The organism is Methylobacterium sp. NFXW15 (genome assembly GCF_049887755.1).
In the GTDB taxonomy this organism is placed as follows: domain Bacteria; phylum Pseudomonadota; class Alphaproteobacteria; order Rhizobiales; family Beijerinckiaceae; genus Methylobacterium.
Genome location: NZ_JAGEKG010000004.1, coordinates 434,232 through 454,656 on the forward strand (window position 1 = coordinate 434,232; position 20,425 = coordinate 454,656).

21 protein-coding genes and 1 pseudogene are annotated in these 20,425 nt (G+C 67.1%); 10 read left to right on the forward strand and 12 right to left on the reverse strand.

Going from position 1 to position 20,425, the window contains the following annotated elements; genetic code table 11:
- Positions 1 to 89: 89 nt before the first annotated feature.
- From J4O73_RS12140 to J4O73_RS12155, 4 genes are all read right to left on the reverse strand, one after another.
- Positions 90 to 770 (reverse strand): helix-turn-helix domain-containing protein, encoded by a 681-nt coding sequence (locus J4O73_RS12140; RefSeq protein ID WP_426217584.1) that lies wholly within the window; start codon positions 768 to 770, stop codon positions 90 to 92.
- Positions 771 to 867: 97 nt separating this feature from the next.
- On the reverse strand, positions 868 to 1,254 hold the full coding sequence (locus J4O73_RS12145; protein ID WP_426217585.1) for a response regulator transcription factor: 387 nt from the start codon (positions 1,252 to 1,254) through the stop codon (positions 868 to 870).
- Between the two features lie 81 nt (positions 1,255 to 1,335).
- Positions 1,336 to 1,956, reverse strand: a complete 621-nt coding sequence (gene fixJ, locus J4O73_RS12150) for a response regulator FixJ (RefSeq protein WP_426217587.1) — start codon at positions 1,954 to 1,956, stop codon at positions 1,336 to 1,338.
- The gene (locus tag J4O73_RS12155; protein ID WP_426217589.1) at positions 1,946 to 3,454 is read right to left on the reverse strand and encodes a PAS domain S-box protein; all 1,509 of its coding nucleotides are present in this window, start codon (positions 3,452 to 3,454) and stop codon (positions 1,946 to 1,948) included. Before J4O73_RS12155 ends, fixJ begins: the two co-directional genes overlap by 11 nt.
- A 379-nt stretch (positions 3,455 to 3,833) precedes the next feature.
- On the opposite strand from J4O73_RS12155, the gene J4O73_RS12160 reads away from it, so the two are divergent.
- Positions 3,834 to 4,100, forward strand: a complete 267-nt coding sequence (locus J4O73_RS12160; RefSeq protein WP_426217591.1) for a hypothetical protein — start codon at positions 3,834 to 3,836, stop codon at positions 4,098 to 4,100.
- An 8-nt stretch (positions 4,101 to 4,108) separates the two neighbouring features.
- Positions 4,109 to 4,828 carry a cytochrome c biogenesis CcdA family protein gene (locus tag J4O73_RS12165; protein ID WP_426217592.1) on the forward strand — a complete coding sequence of 240 codons (720 nt, stop codon included), beginning with the start codon at positions 4,109 to 4,111 and terminating at the stop codon, positions 4,826 to 4,828.
- Between the two features lie 71 nt (positions 4,829 to 4,899).
- Here the strand turns inward: J4O73_RS12165 and J4O73_RS12170 are convergent.
- From J4O73_RS12170 to J4O73_RS12180, 3 genes and pseudogenes are all read right to left on the reverse strand, one after another.
- Positions 4,900 to 5,031 (reverse strand): annotated as a pseudogene (locus J4O73_RS12170) (YeeE/YedE family protein); the annotation flags it as partial.
- A complete protein-coding gene (locus J4O73_RS12175) occupies positions 5,028 to 5,432 on the reverse strand; it encodes an ArsR/SmtB family transcription factor (RefSeq protein WP_426217594.1) in 405 nt (134 codons plus the stop codon). The pseudogene J4O73_RS12170 and the gene J4O73_RS12175, both read right to left, overlap by 4 nt.
- Positions 5,429 to 6,082: a peroxiredoxin gene (locus tag J4O73_RS12180; protein ID WP_426217596.1), complete on the reverse strand. Its 654-nt coding sequence runs from the start codon at positions 6,080 to 6,082 to the stop codon at positions 5,429 to 5,431. Before J4O73_RS12180 ends, J4O73_RS12175 begins: the two co-directional genes overlap by 4 nt.
- A 194-nt stretch (positions 6,083 to 6,276) precedes the next feature.
- Between J4O73_RS12180 and J4O73_RS12185 the strand changes: the two genes are divergently transcribed.
- From J4O73_RS12185 to J4O73_RS12195, 3 genes are read left to right on the forward strand one after another with little or no spacing between them, the layout of a single operon-like run.
- Positions 6,277 to 7,701, forward strand: a complete 1,425-nt coding sequence (locus J4O73_RS12185) for a cytochrome ubiquinol oxidase subunit I (RefSeq protein ID WP_426217597.1) — start codon at positions 6,277 to 6,279, stop codon at positions 7,699 to 7,701.
- A gap of 12 nt (positions 7,702 to 7,713) precedes the next feature.
- Entirely contained in the window at positions 7,714 to 8,724 is a 1,011-nt protein-coding gene (gene cydB / locus J4O73_RS12190) for a cytochrome d ubiquinol oxidase subunit II (protein WP_426217599.1), read from the forward strand.
- Positions 8,724 to 8,822 (forward strand): DUF2474 family protein, encoded by a 99-nt coding sequence (locus J4O73_RS12195; protein WP_426217601.1) that lies wholly within the window; start codon positions 8,724 to 8,726, stop codon positions 8,820 to 8,822. The genes cydB and J4O73_RS12195 overlap by 1 nt, the downstream gene beginning before the upstream one ends.
- Before the next feature lie 156 nt (positions 8,823 to 8,978).
- Here the strand turns inward: J4O73_RS12195 and J4O73_RS12200 are convergent, their stop codons facing one another.
- Together J4O73_RS12200 and J4O73_RS12205 are read right to left on the reverse strand one after the other, a co-directional pair.
- On the reverse strand, positions 8,979 to 9,917 hold the full coding sequence (locus J4O73_RS12200) for a bifunctional enoyl-CoA hydratase/phosphate acetyltransferase (RefSeq protein WP_426217603.1): 939 nt from the start codon (positions 9,915 to 9,917) through the stop codon (positions 8,979 to 8,981).
- A 17-nt stretch (positions 9,918 to 9,934) separates the two neighbouring features.
- Positions 9,935 to 10,696: an IclR family transcriptional regulator gene (locus J4O73_RS12205; protein ID WP_426217604.1), complete on the reverse strand. Its 762-nt coding sequence runs from the start codon at positions 10,694 to 10,696 to the stop codon at positions 9,935 to 9,937.
- 254 nt (positions 10,697 to 10,950) lie between these two features.
- Between J4O73_RS12205 and xsc the strand changes: the two genes are divergently transcribed.
- Positions 10,951 to 12,729 (forward strand): sulfoacetaldehyde acetyltransferase, encoded by a 1,779-nt coding sequence (gene xsc / locus J4O73_RS12210; RefSeq protein ID WP_426217606.1) that lies wholly within the window; start codon positions 10,951 to 10,953, stop codon positions 12,727 to 12,729.
- Between the two features lie 290 nt (positions 12,730 to 13,019).
- Here xsc and J4O73_RS12215 read toward each other — a convergent pair whose 3' ends face one another.
- Together J4O73_RS12215 and J4O73_RS12220 are read right to left on the reverse strand one after the other, a co-directional pair.
- Entirely contained in the window at positions 13,020 to 13,232 is a 213-nt protein-coding gene (locus J4O73_RS12215) for a hypothetical protein (RefSeq protein ID WP_426217608.1), read from the reverse strand.
- Positions 13,233 to 13,348: 116 nt separating this feature from the next.
- Positions 13,349 to 14,212, reverse strand: coding sequence for a LysR substrate-binding domain-containing protein (locus tag J4O73_RS12220; RefSeq protein WP_426217610.1), 864 nt, complete (start codon positions 14,210 to 14,212; stop codon positions 13,349 to 13,351).
- A gap of 236 nt (positions 14,213 to 14,448) precedes the next feature.
- Here J4O73_RS12220 and J4O73_RS12225 point away from each other — a divergent pair, with 236 nt between their 5' ends.
- The 4 genes from J4O73_RS12225 (at position 14,449) to J4O73_RS12240 (ending at position 19,306) form a co-directional block, all read left to right on the forward strand.
- Positions 14,449 to 15,753: an MFS transporter gene (locus J4O73_RS12225; RefSeq protein WP_426217612.1), complete on the forward strand. Its 1,305-nt coding sequence runs from the start codon at positions 14,449 to 14,451 to the stop codon at positions 15,751 to 15,753.
- An 81-nt stretch (positions 15,754 to 15,834) separates the two neighbouring features.
- Positions 15,835 to 17,268 (forward strand): acylating sulfoacetaldehyde dehydrogenase, encoded by a 1,434-nt coding sequence (sauS, locus tag J4O73_RS12230; protein ID WP_426217743.1) that lies wholly within the window; start codon positions 15,835 to 15,837, stop codon positions 17,266 to 17,268.
- A complete protein-coding gene (locus J4O73_RS12235) occupies positions 17,265 to 18,392 on the forward strand; it encodes a succinate--CoA ligase subunit beta (RefSeq protein ID WP_426217613.1) in 1,128 nt (375 codons plus the stop codon). Before sauS ends, J4O73_RS12235 begins: the two co-directional genes overlap by 4 nt.
- Positions 18,389 to 19,306, forward strand: coding sequence for a succinate--CoA ligase subunit alpha (locus tag J4O73_RS12240; RefSeq protein WP_426217615.1), 918 nt, complete (start codon positions 18,389 to 18,391; stop codon positions 19,304 to 19,306). The genes J4O73_RS12235 and J4O73_RS12240 overlap by 4 nt, the downstream gene beginning before the upstream one ends.
- A 16-nt stretch (positions 19,307 to 19,322) precedes the next feature.
- On the opposite strand, the gene J4O73_RS12245 is transcribed toward J4O73_RS12240, so the two are convergent.
- Positions 19,323 to 20,351: a histone deacetylase family protein gene (locus J4O73_RS12245; RefSeq protein WP_426217617.1), complete on the reverse strand. Its 1,029-nt coding sequence runs from the start codon at positions 20,349 to 20,351 to the stop codon at positions 19,323 to 19,325.
- Between the last annotated feature and the right edge of the window lie 74 nt (positions 20,352 to 20,425).

Consider the following 20,425-nt stretch of genomic DNA (forward strand, 5'->3'; position numbering starts at 1 on the left):
CGCTGCGCTCGCAAAGACGGCCGGGAATTCATCGACGGGGGCGGCTCAAATCGGTCGAATACGGCTCTAGGGCCGAGCTCGACTCGGAATCACTCGGCAAGCTGGGCCAAGGCCGCCTCGTCCCGCAGGACCACCATCCGGCGGTTCGGCGGCAGGGCGATCAGACCCTCGCGCTCCAATTGCGTGACGGCCCGCGAGACACTCTCGACCGTCAGGCCCAGATGATCGGCCATATCGGTCCGCGACATCGGCAGGTCCACCGCGGTCCCGGCACAGGCCATGCGCCGTGAAAACGTGACCAGGAAGGTTGCGATGCGTTCCCGGGCCGACTTCCGGCCGAGCAGCATCATGTGATCCTGCGCCCGCTCCAGCCCCTTCATCATCGAGGCGACGATCTCCCGCGCCAGCGTGCCGTCGTCGCCCGCCAGGGCGCGGGGCTCGCGGCGATAGACCTCCAGCTTCGCTGCGGTGACGGCCTCGGCGTTGACGCGATGCTCCGCGCCCGCCTCCAACCCGAAGATGTCTCCGGGCAAATGGAAGGCGTCGATCTGGCGGCGCCCGTCCGACAGGAGCCTGCAGGTGCGCACCACGCCCGAGACCACCTTGTAGAACGTGCCTGCACGGTCGCCCTCCGTGAAGATCTCTTCCTCAGCCGAGACGGTGCGGCGAAAGCCGCTCCTCGCCTCCGCGACAGGCGACGACGGGGTCCGACACGGCGGGATGGTGGCGAGGGCGGGTGGAAGGCCGACGGCGGCGAGAGCGGTCTGCATGGGAGCCTCCGTGTCGTGAAACGTGACACCATGGCTACGTCCCGGACGGCGACCGCGAAATTCCGTGCCTTCTCTTAAGGAGCGCCCCTAAGGGATTCTACTGATGGCCCTGAACTGTGCCGAGCGCGTCACGGATGCCGTCCAGCAGGCTTCCATCCTCGAAGGGCTTCTCGATCACCCCACGACACCCGGCATGGCTGGCACGGCGGTGAAGGTCGTCCGTCGGTCTGGCGGTAATCAGGATGGCGGGAAGATCGACGGCGCGGTCGCGCAGCTGGCCGACGAGTTCCAACCCGTCCATGCCGGGCATCCAGTAATCCACGACCAGACAACCCGTACGGGGGAGGGCGGCCTCGCGCAGCAACTCCGCGCCATCTTGATAGAGGCGCACGTCGAGCCCCTCGAGTTCCAGGGCGAACTTCAGGGAATGACGGACGGCGGCGTCATCATCGACGATGAGCACCGGTCCAGTGCGCTTGCGCATCGCGGCATCCATGGGCGTGTCGACATGGCCTAAGGCGACGCGTGGGGCGCTGCCTTGACCTGCCTCAAACCGCGCCCTGCCTCATGAGCCGCCGGGGGCTTGCCCTGAAACGAGCGCCATGCGGACGAGTTCGGACAGGCTCCCCGCCTGCATCTTGGACATGACATGGGCGCGATAGATCTCGACCGTCCGGGGACTGATGCCGAGATCGAGGCCGATCACCTTGTTGGCCTTGCCTTCGACAAGCCCTTCCAGCACCTGCCGCTCGCGCTCGGACAGGGCGGCGAGACGCGCCCGAACCGCCCTGGTCTCGGCAGCCGCGCCCGCTTTCCGATCCGCTCGCGCCAGCGCAGAACGGATGCTCGCGAGCAGGATCTCGTCGTCGAACGGCTTTTCGATGAAGTCGATCGCGCCTTCCTTCATGGCCTCGACCGCCAGAGGGACATCCGCATGCCCCGTCATGACGATGACCGGCGGCATGTCTCCCCGCTGGCGCAGGCGGCGCAGGAACTCGATGCCGTCGATCTCCGGCATCCGCACATCCGTGACGATGCAGCCCGTCGGCTCCGCAACCTCGGCGAGGAACGCGCTCGCCGATTCATGCACGCGCACGGCCAGCCCGTCCGTGGCGAGCAGGAACGCCAAAGCCTGACGCACCGCGATGTCGTCATCAACGATATGGACGAGCGCATCAGTCGACATGCGCCAACTCCTCCCGGTCGAGAGTGCGGAGGGTGAACCGGAAAGTCGTCCCGCCATCCGGCCCCGGCCCGGCCTGGATCTTCCCGCCATGCGACTCAACGATGGTGCGGCAGATCGAGAGGCCGACACCCATCCCGCTGGCCTTGGTCGTCACGAAGGGCTTGAACAACTGGGTGGCGACCTCGGGCGCGAGGCCCGTTCCGGTATCCGACACGCACACCTCGACGAATCCCTCGTCGGAAAGCGCCCGCGTCGCGACGGTCAGTTCGCGGTTGCTCGCGTCCTGCATCGCCTCGATGGCGTTGCGGATGAGATTCAACAGAACCTGCTGCACCTGGATCCGGTCAGCCAGGACGAGCGGCGCATCAGGGTCGAGAGTGAAGCGGACGCGGATACCCTTCTCCTTCGCGCCGACCAGGGCAAGGGCGCTCGCCTCCTCGATGAGCTTGGGCAGGCTTTCGATGTGACGCTCGCCTTCTCCGCGGGCCACGAACTCGCGCAGGTGACGGATGACCTGCCCGGCCCGCAGGGCCTGCTCGGCCGCCTGGTTCACCGCATTCGACAGCAGGGACACTTCAGGCCCCTCCATCCGCCCGAGAAGGCGGCGGCAGCCCTTGAGATAGCTGGCGATGGCGGTCAGCGGCTGGTTGATCTCGTGCGCGAGCGTCGAGGCCATCTCGCCGAGCGCCGTGAAGCGGGACATGTGCACGAGTTCGGATTGAAGCTCTTGAAGGCGCGTCTCGGTCTGATTGCGTTCGGTGAGGTCCCGGATGAAGCCGGTGAAGTAACGCTCACCACCCGACCGCATCTCGCCGACGGACAATTCCATCGGGAAGGTCGAGCCGTCCTTGCGCTGGCCTACCACGACGCGGCCGATTCCGATGATGCGACGCTCACCCGTGGTCAGGTACCGGGCCATGTAGGCATCGTGGTGACTGCGATAGGGCTCCGGCATCAGCAGGCTGATGTTGCGGCCGACCACCTCTAGCGGCTCGTAGCCGAACTGGCGCACGGCGGCGACGCTGAACGACTTGATCCGAGCCTGTTCGTCGATCACCACCATGGCATCCGGCACGGTGTCGAGGATCGAGCGCAGGTGCGCCTCGCGGGCACGCGAGGCATCCTCGGCCAGCCGCCGCTCGTGGATGCTGAAGATCACGCCCCGATGCCGGGACGGCCGTCCATCCGGCCCGGTCCGCACGGTGCCGCGCGACCGCAGCCAATGGGTCGTCCCATCCGGGCGTGCGACCCGGTAATCGACCTCGTAGCCGCCGCCCTCCCGGAGCGCACGTCCGATGGCCTGCTGCCTGACGGGCCGGTCGTCCGGATGGACCAGCGCCTGAGTCTCCTCGAAGGAGGCCAAGCGCTCGACCGGGACACCGAACAGGCCCGCGCAGTTTGGCGAGACCGTGACTCGGCCGGTCGCGACATCGAGCACCCAGGTACAGATGCCCGACTCATCGAGGATATGCCTGAGTTCGTCTGCGCTCAGGGGCACATGGTTGCCCCGATCCGGGCCAGCACAGTCTTCAATCTGCTCCAAGATCGACGCTTCGTGATGAAATCCGCGACTCCATACCCGAAAACGGACCGCGACGTCTCCCGACAGGAAGGCCGATCAATCCCCCACCAGGTCTGCGCGGCGAGCTGCCGAGCGCATTCGCTGTTCGTGCGAACGGGCGACGGATCAAGTTTGGATGGTCCCCGCCTCCGCTCCGGCTCGATGGGAATGGACCCGGTGCGCGATCGACCTTCGCGACATGGCTGACCGTGGCGATGGAGCAGCCGACATGCACCGCCATCTTCCGGTATAACTTCGCTCGTGAACGAAAACGATATGGAGGCCGTCCCTGCGCGGGCCCCTCGGGAGTGACACGATGCGCCGCCTTGCCCTGAGCGTCCTGCTCGCCGCCTTCGTCGTCGGACCCGCTGCCGCCGAGCAGGGTCTGCTGCTTGGAGCGGACATGACATCCCCCGCCATGACCCAGGCCGAGGTGAGCCGCGCCGACATCGAGGCGATGATCAAGGCGACGGACGGCAAGCCGATCGACCTGCACGACAAGTTGCTCTCCGGCCTCGATCTCTCGGGGGTCGACCTGCGCGCTGCCAAACTGCGCACGGCTCGGCTCGGCAAGGCGATCTGACGCCTGCCATGGTCGCAACCCTCGGCCTCGCCTTCCTGGCCGGCATCCTCTCGGTGCTCTCACCCTGCGTTCTGCCCCTGCTGCCGCTGGTGCTGGGGGCGGCGGCCTCCGAGCACCGGCTCGGCCCGGCGGCGCTGGCGGCCGGGCTCGCCCTGTCCTTCGTCGTCATTGGCCTGTTCGTAGCGACGATCGGTTTCGCCATCGGCCTCGATGCGGGCGTGTTCCGGGTGGCGGCGGCGATCCTGCTGATACTTGTCGGCCTCGTGCTGATGGTACCCATCACGCAGACCCGCCTCGCGGCGGCGGCGGGGCCGGTGAGCGATTGGACAGAGCGCCGCTTCGGTGGGTTCTCCACGAGCGGGCTCGCCGGTCAATTCGGCGTCGGGCTCCTGCTCGGGGCGGTGTGGAGCCCCTGCGTCGGGCCGACGCTCGGCGCGGCCTCGCTGCTGGCTTCGCAGGGGCGCGACCTCGGCACGGTGGCGCTGACGATGCTGCTGTTCGGCCTCGGCGCGGCCCTGCCGTTGCTTCTGCTCGGGACGCTGTCCCGCGAAGTGCTGATGCGCTGGCGCGACCGGATGATGGGGCTCGGCAAGGGGCTGAAGGCGGTCCTCGGCCTGATCCTCGTGGCCACTGGCCTGATGATCGCCACCGGGCTCGACAAGGCGGCCGAGACTGCCCTGGTCAACGCCTCGCCGGATTGGCTCACAGCGTTGACCACTCGACTCTGAAAGCCAGGAGACTGCCTCGCTATGCGGGCAGGCACCCGACCCATTGCGCCGGGCCGGGGCCGAACCCGGCCCCGCACGGAGGGTCCGAGCGGGCCGCCCAGGATGCCGCTGATTCCGGCGATGCGCCCGCTGGCCAGCAGCAGCAAGGCGGCCGAGGCGCCGATCAGGGCCCCGCCTGCCAGCGGTGGGAGGAACGTGATCATGGCTCGTCTCCGACCGACCCGAACTGGGCCGCCTGCCCCAAGGCGCGGTCGCGGGCGCGGGCCCGCGCCTCGGCCGTCCGCACGGGTGCCCGTCGCTGCGGGCGGTCGAGGATCAGGATGTCCTCGATCGCGGCGAGGAGCGCGCTGAGGCGCGGATCGCTCAAGCTGTAGAACACCACCTTGTGCTCCCGCCGTGTGGCCACGACCTCGGCGTTGCGCAGTTCCCCGAGCTGCTGCGACAGCGTCGGCTGGCGGATGCCGAGGCGCTGCTCGATCTCCGAGACCGAACACTCCTCCTCGGCGAGCAGGTAAAGGATGCGCAATCGGTTCGGGTTGGCAACCAGCTTGAGCAGATCGGCGGCAGGCCCGGCCAGCGCCTCGTCGGTTCCGGCTGCCATCATGCGTTGTCCAAGCGGTAGTACCAATCGATGCCACAGCCACCGACTTCGTCGCTCGTCAGCGGCGGGTTCATCAGCGCTGGCTCGCCCGGCCGCCAACCCTCCGGCGTCGACACGTCGCCCGCATCGCTGGCCTGCAGCGCCTGCACCAGACGCAAGATCTCATCGATGCTTCGCCCCACCGTCAGCGGATAGGCGAGCGAGGCGCGCACGAGGCCCTCCGGATCGATGACAAAGGTGGTGCGCACCGTCGCCGTAGAGGTCGCCCCCGCCGGCAGCATGCCGTAGGCGCGGGCGATGCCCATCGCCGGATCCTCGACGATCGGGAACGGCACCCGGACGCCGAAACGCTGCTCGATGCTCTGCTGCCAAGCGAGGTGCGAGGACAGGCTGTCGACGGACAGGGCGAGCAGATCGCAATCCAGCGCCTGGAAGGCGTCGAAGTCCCTGGCGAAGGCGACGAACTCGCTGGTGCAGACCGGCGTGAAGTCGGCCGGGTGCGAGAAGAAGACGAGCCAGCGTCCCCGATAGGCGGAGAGGGTGCGGACGCCCATCGTGGTGCGGGCGCGGAAGTTCGGCGCGGCGTCACCGATGATGGGGGGGCACGCCGGAGGCGGTTTGACGAGGCCCGAATCATTGCTTTCTGAATTCATAAAGCGATGCCCCTAGAAGTGGCACTAAGAGATCCACTAACAACTTCAGCTCGATATATCTTTACATATTCGGAAAATGACGTCTAACAAAAACATGGATTGACATAAGACGGCATCGGCGCGAGGTAACAACATGCGTCGCGAGTCGGCCTCCAGGGCCGTCCCGCGGGCCATCCCTATGAGGGACCGATCCGATGCTGGTCGACCATCTCCCGAGCGCGCTCGATCTCGCGCGCAGCCAGTTCGCCTTCACGGTCGTCTGGCATTTCCTGTTTCCGGCCTTCACCATTGGGCTGGCAAGCTACCTCGCGGTGCTGGAAGCCTTTTGGCTGGCGACGGACAAGCCGGTCTATCTCGACACCTACCGCTACTGGCTGAAGGTCTTCGCTGTAGCCTTCGCCATGGGCGTCGTGTCGGGGCTGGTGATGAGCTACCAGTTCGGCACCAACTGGTCGGTCTTCTCGGACAAGACCGGTCCGATCCTGGGACCGCTGCTCGGCTACGAGGTGCTCACCGCCTTCTTCCTGGAGGCGGGCTTCCTCGGGGTGATGCTGTTCGGGATGGAGCGCGTAGGCCCCCGCCTGCACTTCCTCGCCACTGGCCTCGTAGCCTTCGGGACGCTGATCTCCGCCTTCTGGATCCTGTCCGCCAATTCCTGGATGCAGACGCCAACCGGCTATGTCCTCGATGCCGAAAGCCGTTTCGTGCCCGAGGATTGGTGGGCGGTGGTCTTCAACCCGTCCTTCCCCTACCGTTTAGCCCACACCGTGACGGCGGCCTACCTGACGACGGCGATGATCGTCGGCGCGGTCGGCGCGTGGCATCTGCTGCGCGACCGGACCAATCCCCGCGCCCGGCTGATGTTCTCCATGGCGATGTGGATGGCGGCCCTCGTTGCCCCAGTACAAATGGTGCTCGGCGATCTCCACGGCGGCAACAGCTACCACCACCAGCCGGCCAAGGTGGCGGCGATGGAGGGCCATTTCGACAGCGTAACCCGCGCGCCCTCGATCCTGTTCGGCTGGCCGGACGCGCAAGCCGCCGAGACGAAGTACGAGATCGGCATTCCCGGCCTCGCGAGCCTCTACCTCGCGCATGATTTGAACGCGAAGGTCACGGGGCTGAAGGACCTGCCGCGCGACACGTGGCCGACCAACCTGCCGCTGGTGTTCTGGGCCTTCCGGGTGATGGTCGGGCTCGGGATGCTGATGATCGGCCTCGGGCTGTGGTCGCTGTACCTGCGCTCCAAGGGCCGCCTGTTCGAGACGCCCTGGCTGCACCGCTTCGCCGTGGCGATGGGGCCCTCGGGGCTGATCGCAGTGACGTCAGGCTGGGTGGTGACGGAAGCCGGTCGCCAGCCCTTCACGGTTTACGGTCTGCTACGCACGGCCGACAGCGTCTCGCCCATTGCTGCGCCCGCGGTGGCGGCCTCGCTCGCGGCCTTCGCCCTAGTCTACTTCGCAGTGTTCGGGGCGGGCATCTGGTACCTGCTCCATCTGTTCAACCAGACGCCGCGCCCCCACGAATCCGGCCCGCCCGTCGGCCAGCCGGTGCGTACGGCCGGGATCACCCCGGCGCCCGCCCTGGCAGGTGACGTTCACCTGCAACCGGCCGAGTGAGGAGAGCCCACGATGGAACTCGATCTCACCCTCATCTGGGCGATCCTCATCGCCACCGCCGTGTTCCTCTACGTGGCGATGGATGGGTTCGATCTCGGCCTCGGCATCCTGTTCCCGGCGGTGCGCGGCAAGGCCGAGCGCGACGTGATGGTGAATTCGGTCGCCCCCGTCTGGGACGGCAACGAAACGTGGCTCGTGCTCGGCGGCGGCGGGTTGTTCGCGGTCTTTCCGCTGGCCTACGCCACCATCCTCCCCGCCCTGTACATGCCGCTGATCCTGATGCTGCTCGCCCTGGTGTTCCGGGGCGTGGCCTTTGAGATGCGCTTCCGCATGGCGACGCCGCGCGGGCAGCTCTGGTGGGACCGCGCCTTCTCCTGGGGCAGCTACGTCGCCGCCTTCTGCCAGGGCATCGCGCTCGGCGCCTTCGTGCAGGGCATCAAGATCGAGGGCCGCGCCTATGCGGGCGGTTGGTGGGATTGGCTGACGCCGTTCTCGGTGCTGACCGGCCTCGCGCTCGTCGTGGGCTACGGCTCGCTCGGAGCGTGTTGGTTGATCTGGAAGACCAACGGCGAATTGCAGATCCGCGCCTACAACCTCGCCAAGCCGCTGGCGGTGGCGACACTCATCCTCATCGCCGTGGTCTCGGCGACGATGCTGGCGATCAGCGCGCCTTTCCGTGATCGTTGGCTCGGCCTGCCCGGCCTGTTCATCGGCGCGCCGGTGCCGATCCTGGTCGGGCTCCTGGCGTGGCGCTTCGCCCATGCCCTGGAGCGGCGCGAGGAGGTCACGCCTTTCCTCTGCGCGCTGGGCGTCTTTCTGCTGTCCTATGTCGGGCTCGGCATCAGCATGTGGCCCTACATCGTGCCGCCGAGCGTCACGATCTGGCAGGCGACGACGACCCCGAAGTCGCAGGCCTTCCTGCTCTACGGCGCGGCCGTGCTGGTGCCGCTCATCCTGACCTACACGGCCTACGTGTACTGGCTCTTCCGCGGCAAGGTCACGGCGGAAGCGGGGTACCACTGATGCGCAAGCTCGGCTGGTTCGTGCTGATCTGGGCAATGAGCGTGGCGAGCCTCACCGCCATCGCCCTGCCGCTGCGGTGGCTGCTCAAAGGGGTGTGAGCGGCAAGCGCCGCTCCCCGTCGAGCACGAGCGTGCACACGACCCTCCCCGATTGCTACGCTTCTCGACCGAGCTCTCGCAAAGCTGGGCCCAGCCATGCGATGCCGGTCCCCGCGATCCCCCGAACCCAAGCAGCGCACGGACAGTGCCGTCGGCCTAGCCAGCCCGATCTTCGGCCGCGGCCAGGGTGGCGAGGGCGCAGGAGGCAATCCTCGCCTGGACCGAGTCGGCACGGCTCGTGAGGATGATCGGCACCCGGGCTCCCAGAACCAATCCAGCGCAGGCGGCGCCGCCGAGATAGACCAGCGACTTATAGAGACTGTTGCCGGCATCGAGGTTCGGAACCACCAGGATATCGGGCTCGCCCGCGACGAGGGAGACGATGCCCTTCGTGGTCGCCGAAGTCAGTGACACGGCGTTGTCGAAGCCGAGCGGACCATCGAGGACGGCCCCGGTGATCTGGCCGCGATCGGCCATCTTGCACAGGGCGGCGGCGTCGATCGTCGAGGGCAGGGCAGGGTTCACGGTCTCGACGGCGGCGAGGATCGCGACCTTCGGCATCGGGTTGCCGAGCCTATGCGCGAGGTCGATCGCGTTGCGCACGATGTCGGCTTTCTCCATCAGTCCGGGGGCGATGTTCACCACCGCGTCGGTCAGCATCAGCGGCTTGTGGTAGGCGGGGCAGTCGAACCAGAAGACGTGGCTGGTGCGGCGGCCCATCCGCAGGGGGCTATCCCGGCCGACCACCGCGCCGAGCAATTCATCGGTGTGGAGCGATCCCTTCATCAGCGCCGCGACCTCACCCACGCCTGCCAAGGCTACGCCCCGCCGGGCGGCGGCCAGGGGATCGGCGGCCTCCACGATCTCCCGCTCTCCGAGGGCGAGGCCCGCCTCCTCCGCCAGTCGATGGATCGCCGCGGAAGGGCCGATCAGCACCGGATCGATGAAGCCGAGATCGGCCGCCTGGAACGTCGCCGCCAGAGCAGAGGCTTCGCAAGGGTAGACCACTCCGACCTTGATCGCCCCCGAGGCCCGGGCCCGCTGCGCGAGGTCGTCGAGCCTCGGATAGGAAGGCGCCACGCGCAGCATGTTCATGGAATTCTCCTGAGCTGTCAGGTGAGTGTCGCCGCCAGCGCGGACGCGGCGGCGCGGAGCACGGGCAGCCGCTCGGGGGCGTTTTCCCGCCACAGGCGGACCACCGGGGCTTGGAGGGCCAGGGCCGCGACGCAATCGCGCCCGTCCCTGTCGAGGATCGGCACCGCGACGCAGAAGAGCCCGGTCAGGAACTCCTCGTCGTCGAGGGCATAGCCCTGCCGCTTGATCTGCTGCAGCTCAGCCTCGAGCGCCCCCGGCTCCGTGAGGGTGTTGGCGGTGAAGCGGTCGAGCGGCAGAGTCGCGAGCAGGCGCTCGCGGCGGCTGCGCGGCATGAGCGCAAGGAAGAGCTTGCCGCTCGCCGAGCAATGCGCCGGCACGCGGGAGCCCTTCTGGAAGGCGACCCGCAAGGGGGCCGCCGCCTCGACGCGGTCGAGATACATGACCTCTCCGCCCTGAAGCACCGTGAGATTGCAGGATTCTCCGAGATCTCGGACGACGCCCTGAAGGATCTGGTGCCGGCGGATCGAACCGGGATTGTTCGAGAGGATGGCGAAAGCGAGCGAGGTGGAGCGCGCCGCGAGCTCGTAGCGCCGTCCGTCCGGCAGCCGCCGCAGCAGTTCCGCCCCTTCGAGCATGGTGAGCCAGCGGTGAAGCGTCGGCTTCGGGAGGTTGGCGACCTCCGTCAGTTCCGCGAGCGTCGGGGCGTGGTCCATGGCGGCGATCGCCTCCAGCAGGCCGAAGGCCTTGAGGGCGGGTGAGGACTCGGCGGCTTCGTCCATCTCAGTTCGACCTTTATTCCAAAAATCAGAACGTTCAAAGCAAAAAAACGAGATTTCTGTTGCAGCGCCTCGAATGTGCGTCCATGAATGGCCTGCAAGCGCTCCCTGGGTCGAGACGGCGAGTGGGGCGCTGCGACACCGGGTGGGGACACTCCGTCGAGAGGCTGGATCACGTCCCCCAGGCGAGGGTCGCAGGAAGGCCCGGTACGGGCCGGTGCGGGGAAACGCCAGGGAAAACGCCAGGAGAGCGCGCCATGAGGATGTCCACGGAAGAAGCCTTCGTGAAGGTGCTGCAGATGCACGGCATCGAGCACGCCTTCGGCATCATCGGTTCGGCCATGATGCCGGTCTCGGACCTCTTTCCGAAAGCCGGCATCACGTTTTGGGACTGTGCTCACGAGACGAATGCGGGCCTGATTTGCGACGGCTACACCCGCTCGACCGGCAAGATGGCGATGGCCATCGCCCAAAACGGCCCCGGCGTCACCGGCTTCGTCACCGCGATGAAGACCGCCTACTGGAACCACACGCCGATGCTGCTGGTCTCGCCGCAGGCGGCCAACAAGACGATCGGCCAGGGCGGGTTCCAGGAAGTGGAACAGCTCAACCTGTTCAAGGACATGGTCTGCTACCAAGAAGAGGTGCGCGATCCGTCCCGCGTGGCGGAGGTGCTGAACCGAGTCATCGAGAAGGCGTGGCGGGGCTGCGCGCCCGCGCAGATCAACGTCCCCCGGGATTACTGGACCCACGTCATCGATATCGAGTTGCCGCAGATCGTGCGCCTGGAGCGTCCGGCGGGTGGGCGTCAGGCCATCGCCGACGCGGCCGAAATCCTTTCGAGCGCCAAGTTCCCGGTGATCCTGGCGGGCGCGGGCGTGGTGATCGGCGACGCGGTGCGCGAGACGGCGGCGCTCGCCGAGCGGCTCGATGCTCCGGTCTGCTCCGGCTACCAGCACAACGATTCGTTCCCCGGCAGCCATCCGCTGGCGGTCGGCCCGCTCGGCTATAACGGCTCGAAGGCGGCGATGGAGCTGATCGCCAAGGCCGATGTGGTGCTGGCGCTCGGCACCCGCCTCAACCCGTTCTCGACCCTGCCGGGCTACGGCATCGACTATTGGCCGAAGCAGGCCAAGATCATCCAGGTCGACATCAATCCCGATCGCATCGGGCTCACGAAGCCGATCACGGTCGGCATCTGCGGCGACGCGCGGCAGGTCGCCCGGCAGCTTCTGGAGCAGGTCACCTCAGACGCCGGACATGCGGGCCGTGAGGAGCGCAAGGCACTGATTCATCAGACCAAGTCGGCCTGGGCACAGGCCCTGACCTCCCTCGATCACGAGGACGACGATCCGGGCACGACGTGGAATCGGGAGGCGCAGACCCGTGACAGCGATCGGATGTCGCCTCGCCAGGCGTGGCGGGCGATCCAGGCCGGGATGCCGCGCGACGCGATCATGTCGACCGACATCGGCAACAACTGCGCCATCGGCAACGCCTATCCGAGCTTCGAGCGCAGCCGGAAATACCTCGCGCCGGGCATGTTCGGTCCCTGCGGCTACGCTTTCCCGTCCATCGTCGGCGCCAAGATCGGCCAGCCGGATACGCCGGTCTTCGGTTTCGCGGGGGACGGGGCCTTCGGCATCTCGATGAACGAGATGACCTCCATCGGCCGGGACGAGTGGCCGCCGATCACCATGGTGATCTTCCGCAATTACCAATGGGGCGCGGAGAAGCGGAACACTGTGCTCTGGTACGACAACAACTTCGTCGGCACCGAACTCGACCCCAAGCTCAGCTACGCCAAGATCGCCGAGGGTTGCGGCTTCAAGGGGGTCCGGGTCGACAACACTCGTGACCTGACCCAGGCGATCCAGCAGGCTGGCGAGGACCAGGGACGTGGCATCACCACCTTCATCGAGGTGATCCTGAACCAGGAACTCGGCGAGCCCTTCCGGCGTGATGCGATGAAGAAACCGGTTCCGATCGCCGGTATCGAGAAGTCGGACATGCGCCCACAGCGCCCGCCGGTCTGACCGTCGACATCGAACTTTCACGTCACTGCAAGCAATGCGAAGCAATTCAGGGCAGCGACCCGCCCCCTGGATTGCTTCACTGCGTCCGCAATGGCGGCTGGGATGTCATCGACGCGGGGCGTTAGGGCGTTTTCGGTTTGATCTGGATCGCCGACTTGATCGTCTTTGCGAGCGCACGCGAAGCAATCCAGGGATTCGCCACGTTTGGCCAAGTCGCGCGACCCTGGATTGCTTCGCTGACGCTCGCAAAGACGGGGGCGCCGTGTGATCCAGGTTTTCCCGAAACCGCTCTAGTTTCCCGGAAACAGCAGGGCTTCGTTCTGCTCGTTCCGGCCAATTTCGAGCATGTGCCACTTGAGGCCCGCGACCACGCGTTCCGCGTCGATACCCGTGCTGGCAGGCAACATCAGGCGTGGGCCCGCATGAATATTCGCGACCATCACCATCGCATAGAGCGCGGCGAGGATCGGCAGGATGTCACGCACGCGTTCGAGATGGTTCATGGCAGCCGGAAGGGTCGTCACTCGGTGAAGTGAACTACCATCTGTCCTGTTGCGCTGCAAAAACAATCGCGTCGCGCTGCCGCATTGCCGGATTGCTTGGGAAGCAGAGGAGGCGGTCAGCCGCTGATGCTGCCGAGTTCCGACAGGATATACTGCGCCAAGTGTTCGACGGCCGAAGAGACCTCGCCCGATTTGCGTTGCAAAACGATTCGAAGGGCGGGGAGGTCCGGTAGCCCCGAGGCAACCGTGAGGCGCCGCACCTCGCCATCCACCGCGCAGAGGGGAAAGATCGAGACGGCGAGCCCCGCACGGACTGCCGCTTGGAGTCCGGCGATGCTGTCGCTCACCGCCGTGATCGTCCAGCTGCGTCCACTCTCACCGAGAGCGTCGAGGGCGCATTGCCGATAGAGACTACCGGGCGGCAGCAGCGCCAGGGGCAGGGGCGCACCTGAGTCGAGGTCGAAGTCTCGCGCCGCCACCCAGACCAGAGGCTCCTCCCGCACGATGACGCCGCCCTCCTGATCCGGCTGTTTGGTCATCAGCGCGAGATCGATCTCCTCTCGGGTGAGTGCCGCGCGCAATTGGTTGCTGCGCGAGCAGCGCAACTCGATCTCCACCTGCGGATAGACCCTTGCGAAGCCTGCGAGCACCGAGGGCAGCAGGAAGGCGGCGTAGAGATCGGGCACGCCGAGGCGCACCCGTCCTGCGATGTCAGGCCCCTGGAAGCGGTCGCGGATCTCATCGTTGAGGGTGAGGAGCTTGCGGGCATAGGCCAGAAGGACCTCCCCGTCGCGGGTCAGAGCCCCGTGCCGCCGCTCGCCGTCGAACAGCGGGCGGCCCAGCGCCCGCTCCAGCCGGTGCATCTGGTGCGTGATCGCCGGTTGGGTCCGCCCGACCTGCTTTCCGGCCAGCGTGATGCTCCCGGTATCGTGCACCGCCACGAAGGTTCGCAACAGGGGAATCTCAAGATCCGGAATCATATCGATCAATTTTCTGAATGATCGGGATGAAGAGAATAGATTTCTCCTGCCCGGACGCAATGGCTAGCGTGAGTCTATCGAACGGTGAGGGACCCTGAAGCCGGGCATAAGACCCGGTTCCCTCGCGTCGATCACGGTGGAAACGTGAGGCAAGGACGCCGGGTTCTCGTGACCCGCACGCCATCGCATGCGGTCGAATCAGGAAAACTCAGGCGCCTCCACTTCAGGAGGGCGGAATGCTACGGCTCGTACGCTTCAAGGCGACGGACAAAGTCTTGTTCGTCATTTGCCTGATGTACCTGATCACCTACATTGATCGGGTAAACATCGGCACGGCGGCCCCGGCCATGCAAAAGGAACTGGGGCTTACCAACGTCGAATTAGGCCTCGCCTTCTCGGCCTTCGCCTATCCTTACGCCTTCTTCCAGATCGCGGGCGGCTGGCTCGGCGACCGTTTGGGACCGCGCAAGACGCTTCTGATCTGCGGCGCGATCTGGTCCGCCGCCACGATCATGATCGGCTTCGTGGAGGGAGCGATGTCCCTCGTCGCGGCCCGCTTCCTCCTCGGCATCGGCGAGGGCTCGGCCTTCCCCACCGCCACCAGGGCGCTCTCCAACTGGATGGCCGCTGACCGGCGGGGCTTCGCGCAGGGCATCACCCATGCCGCCGCCCGGCTCGGCAACGCCCTGACACCGCCGCTCATCGCCTTCCTGATCGTCGCGCTCTCCTGGCGTGACAGCTTCATCATCATCGGCGTGATCAGCTTCGCCTGGGTCGGCCTGTGGTGGTTTTACTTCCGTGACGATCCCCGGGACCACAAGGGCGTCACGGAGGAAGAGATCGCCGTCCTGCCGCCGGTGAAGATCGCGGGCGAACGCCGCGCGGTGCCGTGGGGGCCGCTGCTTCGCCGGATGCTTCCCGTGACGCTCACGGACTTCTGCTACGGCTGGACCCTCTGGCTGTTCCTCAACTGGATCCCCTCCTACTTCCTCCATCAACATCATCTCGACATCAAGAAATCCGCGGTCTTCGCCTCGGGCGTGTTCTTCGCGGGCGTCGTCGGAGATACGGTGGGTGGCGTCGTCAGCGACAAGATCCTGCGGCGTACGGGAGACGTCTCCAAGGCCCGCGTCAGCGTCATCGTCGTCGGCTTCCTCGGAGCCTTCGCCTTCATGCTGCCGGTGCTGTTCACCACCGACCTCCTGACGATCACGCTCTGCCTCTCCGGCGCATTCTTCTTCGCCGAATTGATCGTCGCGCCGATCTGGGCGGTACCGATGGACATCGCGCCCCAGTATTCGGGCACCGCTTCGGGCTTCATGAACTTCGGCTTCGGCCTCGCCGGCATGATCTCCCCCGTCGTGTTCGGGCTGATCATCGACATGACCGGCCGCTGGGACCTGCCGTTCATGGCCTCGCTGGGCCTGTTGCTCCTGGGCGCCGGCCTCGCCCTGCGGATGCGGCCGAACGAGCCCTTCGTGGATGCCCCCCAGGACGAGCCTGTCCTGACCCGTCCCGTCCCGGTCAGGCCCACCGCCTGACCGGCCCCGGCCCCGCGCCGTCCCACCCCGACCCGAAACATCCTCCACACCAAGGAGCGCGCCATGTCGCCTGCCGCTGTCATGCCCCTCGCCATGCCGGATGATCCGGCCGCCCACGATCCCGTTGCCGCCGTGATGGAACGGGCCCGGGCCGCCCACCGCCTGTTCGCAGACGTCGACCAGGCTCGCGCCGACGCCGCCGTGCGGGCCATCGCCTGGTCCCTGTACAAGCCGGAGAATGCGAAAGAGGTCGCGGAACTCGCGGTGGCCGATACCGGCCTCGGCAACGTCGCGGACAAGATCGTCAAGAAGCAACGCAAGACCTTCGGGACCCTGCGCGATCTCCTGCGGGCCAAGTCGGTCGGCATCATCGAGCGCGACGAGGCTCGCGGCCTCGTGAAATACGCCAAGCCCATGGGGGTGATCGGGGCCGTGACGCCCTCGACCAATCCCGGCGCCACACCGGTCAATAAGGCCATGATGGCGATCAAGGGCCGCAACGCCATCGTCATCGCCCCGTCGCCGCTAGGCTACCGCACCACCGCCCGCGTGGTGGAACTGATGCGCGCCGAACTCGAAGCCATCGGGCTCCCCGCCGACCTCGTGCAGATCATCCCCTCTCCAGTCACGAAGGACTCGACCGAGGCGATGATGCGCGCCTGTGACCTCGTTGTGGTCACGGGCTCGCAGGACAATGTCCGCCGGGCTTATTCTAGCGGGACGCCGGCCATCGGCGTCGGCGCGGGCAACGTGCCGGTGATGATCGACGAGACCGCCGATCTCGACGCCGCCGCTGCGAAGATCCGCGACTCGAAGATCTTCGACAACTCGACCTCCTGCTCCTCCGAGAACGCGGTGGTCATCGTCGATGCGGTCTACGACCAAGCCATCGCCGCCCTGGAACGGGCCGGGGCCTATCTGTGCACGCCCCAGGAGAAGCAGCGCATCGCCGAGCGGCTGTGGGTGCGGGGCAAGCTCAACCGCGATCTGATTGCCAAGGACGCCGATGTTCTGGCCCGCGCCTTCGATCTGCCCCCGGCGGCAAACGGAAAGCAGTACTTTCTCGTAGAGGAGGAAGGGATCGGGCGCGGCGCCCCGTTCTCCGGCGAAAAGCTTGCCCTCGTGCTCACCGTCTACCGGGCAAAGGATTTCGCCGACGCCAAGAGGACGGTCGCGGCGATCCTCGACCACCAGGGCAAGGGCCATTCCTGCGGCATCCACACCACCGATATGGCCCGCGCCCGGGAGCTCGCCGAAGATCTCGACGTGGTGCGGGTGCTGGTGAACTTCGCCCACACCTTCGGCAATGGCGGCGGCTTCAATTCCGGCCTGGGCTTCACCCTCAGCATGGGCTGCGGCTCCTGGCAGAAGAACAGCATCTCCGAGAACCTGAGCTACCGCCACTTCCTCAATATTACTCACCTCGTCACGCCGATCCCCGAAGACAAACCGAGCGAAGACGAATTGTTCGGTCCCCACTGGGACGCCATCGGTCATCGGGAGGACGCGCGATGAACTTTCTGGAGCATGTCGCCAAAGCGCGGGTGCTGGCCCCTGCCGGCATTCCCGTCCCGAAAGCCATCCACTGCGTGACCGCGGAAGATGCGGCCGTCGCCGCGGCGGAACTCGGACCCTGCATGGTCAAGGCGCAGGTCCCGACCGGGAAGCGTGGCAAAGCCGGCGGCATCCGCGCGGCCATGAATCCCGACGAGGCACGCGAAGTGGCCTCCGCCATTCTCGGGATGACCATCGACGGGCACCGGGTCGAGTCGGTGCTGCTCGAAGAGCGCGCGGCCATCGCCCGCGAGTTCTACGCCGCGATCCTCACCGACACCGAAAGCCGCACGCCCCTCGTGCTGTTCTCGACCGAAGGGGGCATGGACATCGAGGAGGTCGCGGCCACGCGACCCGACGCGCTGCGCCGCCACCGGGTCGATCTCGACGACGGCTTCGGTGAGACGGAGGCCCGCGCCCTCCTCGACGGGCTCGACCTCGGGCCGGCACGGGAGCAAATCGAAGCGATCCTTCCCGCTCTCTACCGGGTCGGCGGCGGCGTCGATGCGGAGCTGATCGAGATCAACCCGTTGGCCCTTCTGGAGGACGGCCGAGTCGTCGCCCTCGATTGCAAGCTCACCCTCGACGACTCGGCGGCGTTCCGGAATTCGGACCTCGCCACCGGAGCCTCGCCCGAACCGATGAGCGCCCTCGAACGCGAGGGGGCGGAGCAGGGTCTGAAGTTCATCCAGCTCGACGGCAATGTCGGCGTGCTGGCGAACGGCGCCGGGCTGACCATGACGACGATGGACGTCATCAGCCATTGCGGCGGGCGCCCGGCGAACTTCCTGGAGATCGGCGGCGAGGCCTACACCAAGTCGGAGGCGGCGCTGAAGCTCGTGCTGGCCAATCCCGGCGTGAAGAGCCTCGTCGTCAACTTCTGCGGCGCCTTCGCCCGCACCGACGTGATGGCCGAGGGCGTCGTGACGGCCTGGAAGCGCCTCAACCCGGAGGTGCCGGTCTTCTTCTCGATCCACGGCACCGGCGAGGACGAGGCGGTGCGCCTCGTCCGCGAAGGGCTCGGAGTCGAGCCCTACGACCTGATGGAGGACGCGGTACAGGCCGCGGTGGAGGCAGCCCGATGACGATCTATCGCCAGACCGACCGCGTCCTCGTCCAGGGGCTCACCGGCAAGCAAGGAAGCTTCTGGACCGAGAAGATGCTCGCCTGCGGCACGTCGGTGGTGGCCGGCGTGAACCCGAAACGGGCGGGCGAGGAACATCTCGGCTTGCCGGTCTACGCCACGGCACGGGAGGCCATGGCCGGTACGCCCTACGACTGGGCGGTGATGTTCATCCCCCCCGCCGCCGCGAAGGCTGCCGCCATCGACGCCATCGAGGCGGGGACGAAAACTCTGGTGGTGCTGACCGAACACATCCCCATGCGGGACGTGCTGGCCATCCACCATGCAGCGCGCGCCCACGGCACGCGGATCGTGGGGCCGAACACTGCCGGAGTGGTGACGCCGGGCGAGGGCTTCGTCGGGATCATGCCGGGGCACAACCCCAACATCTTCCAGCCGGGGGAGATCGGCGTGATCTCCCGCAGCGGCAGCCTGGGCACCCTGGTCTGCCTGAACCTGACGCGGGCGGGTTACGGTCAGTCGGCCTTCCTCGGCATCGGCGGTGATCCGATGATCGGCACCACGACCCGCGACGCGCTCATGGCACTGGACCGGGATGAGCGCACCCGCGCCGTTGTCCTCGTCGGCGAGATCGGCGGGGCGATGGAGGAGGCGGCGGCCAAATACGCCGCCGGGATGAGCAAGCCGGTCGTGTCCTTCATTGCCGGCCGCGCCTCGCCCCCCGGCAAGAAGATGGGGCATGCCGGCGCCATCGTCTCCGGGGATCGCGGCAGCTACGCGGGCAAGCGCGCAGCCCTGGAGGCAGCAGGCGTGGCCGTTGCCGACACACCGGGGGAGCTACCGGAATTGCTGCGGACCGCGCTCGGGCATCCCGTGCCGAAATCGGCCGGGATCGCCCTTCACGCCGGGGCTTGAGCCAGACGCGGAGCGTTCAAGTCCGCCCGCCGTCGAACCCGGCGAGGAAGGCGGCGAGGTTGCGGGGGAGGGCGGGGCACAGGTAGCCGCCCTCCTGCACGATGGCGGTAGGCAATTGGGCGTCGGCGATCAGCATCGCGGCCTCTTGGAAGCCTCGATTCGTCACCTTCAGCGCGCCAATCGGGTCGTCCTCGGACGCGTCGAGGCCGAGCGCCACTACGAGGGCCGTCGGCGCGAAGGCGGCGATGGCGGACAACCCTTCACGGATCGCCGCGAGCCAAGCCGCGTCGCCCGATCCCTGCGGCAGGGGCAGGTTGCGATTGAAGCCTTCGCCCGCGCCTGCGCCGGTCTCATCGGCATAGCCCGCAAAGTACGGGAAGTAATCGATCGGGTCGGCATGGACCGAGACGGTGAGCACGTCCGCCCTCTCGTAGAAGATGCCCTGTGTGCCGTTGCCATGGTGGACGTCGATGTCGAGGATGGCGACCCGGCCGCCGCTCGTGGCACGCAAGCGTTCTGCGGCGATGGCACTGTTGTTGAGGTAGCAGAACCCACCGGCCGAATCGGCGTAGGCGTGGTGGCCCGGCGGTCGGCACAGGGCGTAGGCGGTGGCTCCCGTCAGGGCGGCGTCGGCGGCCGCGACGGCGACCTGCGCCGAGCCATAGATCGCATCCCAGGTCCCCGCCCGGACCGGTGTCGACGTATCGGCGGTGTAGAGGCCGATCAGTCCGAGCAAGCCCTCCGGCCGCCGGTTCATGTGCGGGCGGGCGAAGTGCCCCGTCAGGATCTCGTCCGTGGAGCCCGGCAATTCCCCTCGACGCGCCCAGACGTTCCGCAAGAAGGCGACGTAGCCCCCATCGTGGATGGCGAGAATCGGATCGAGTCCGAGATCCCCCGCCTCGCTCACTCTGTGCCCGCCGGACCGTACCGCCTCCAGCAGCACCGCGTAGCGCTCGGCTCGCTCGGGATGGTCGACGATCGCGCCGCGCCGGAAGTAGCGGTCCGGATCGTGCCGAAGGCTGTCGCCACGGTGGAACACCTGCATCGCACCACTCCCTGCCGCTCGGCGTAAGCCCCGTATCGAGGGTTCGGCCCTGTCTCGTGAAATCACCGGCAGCC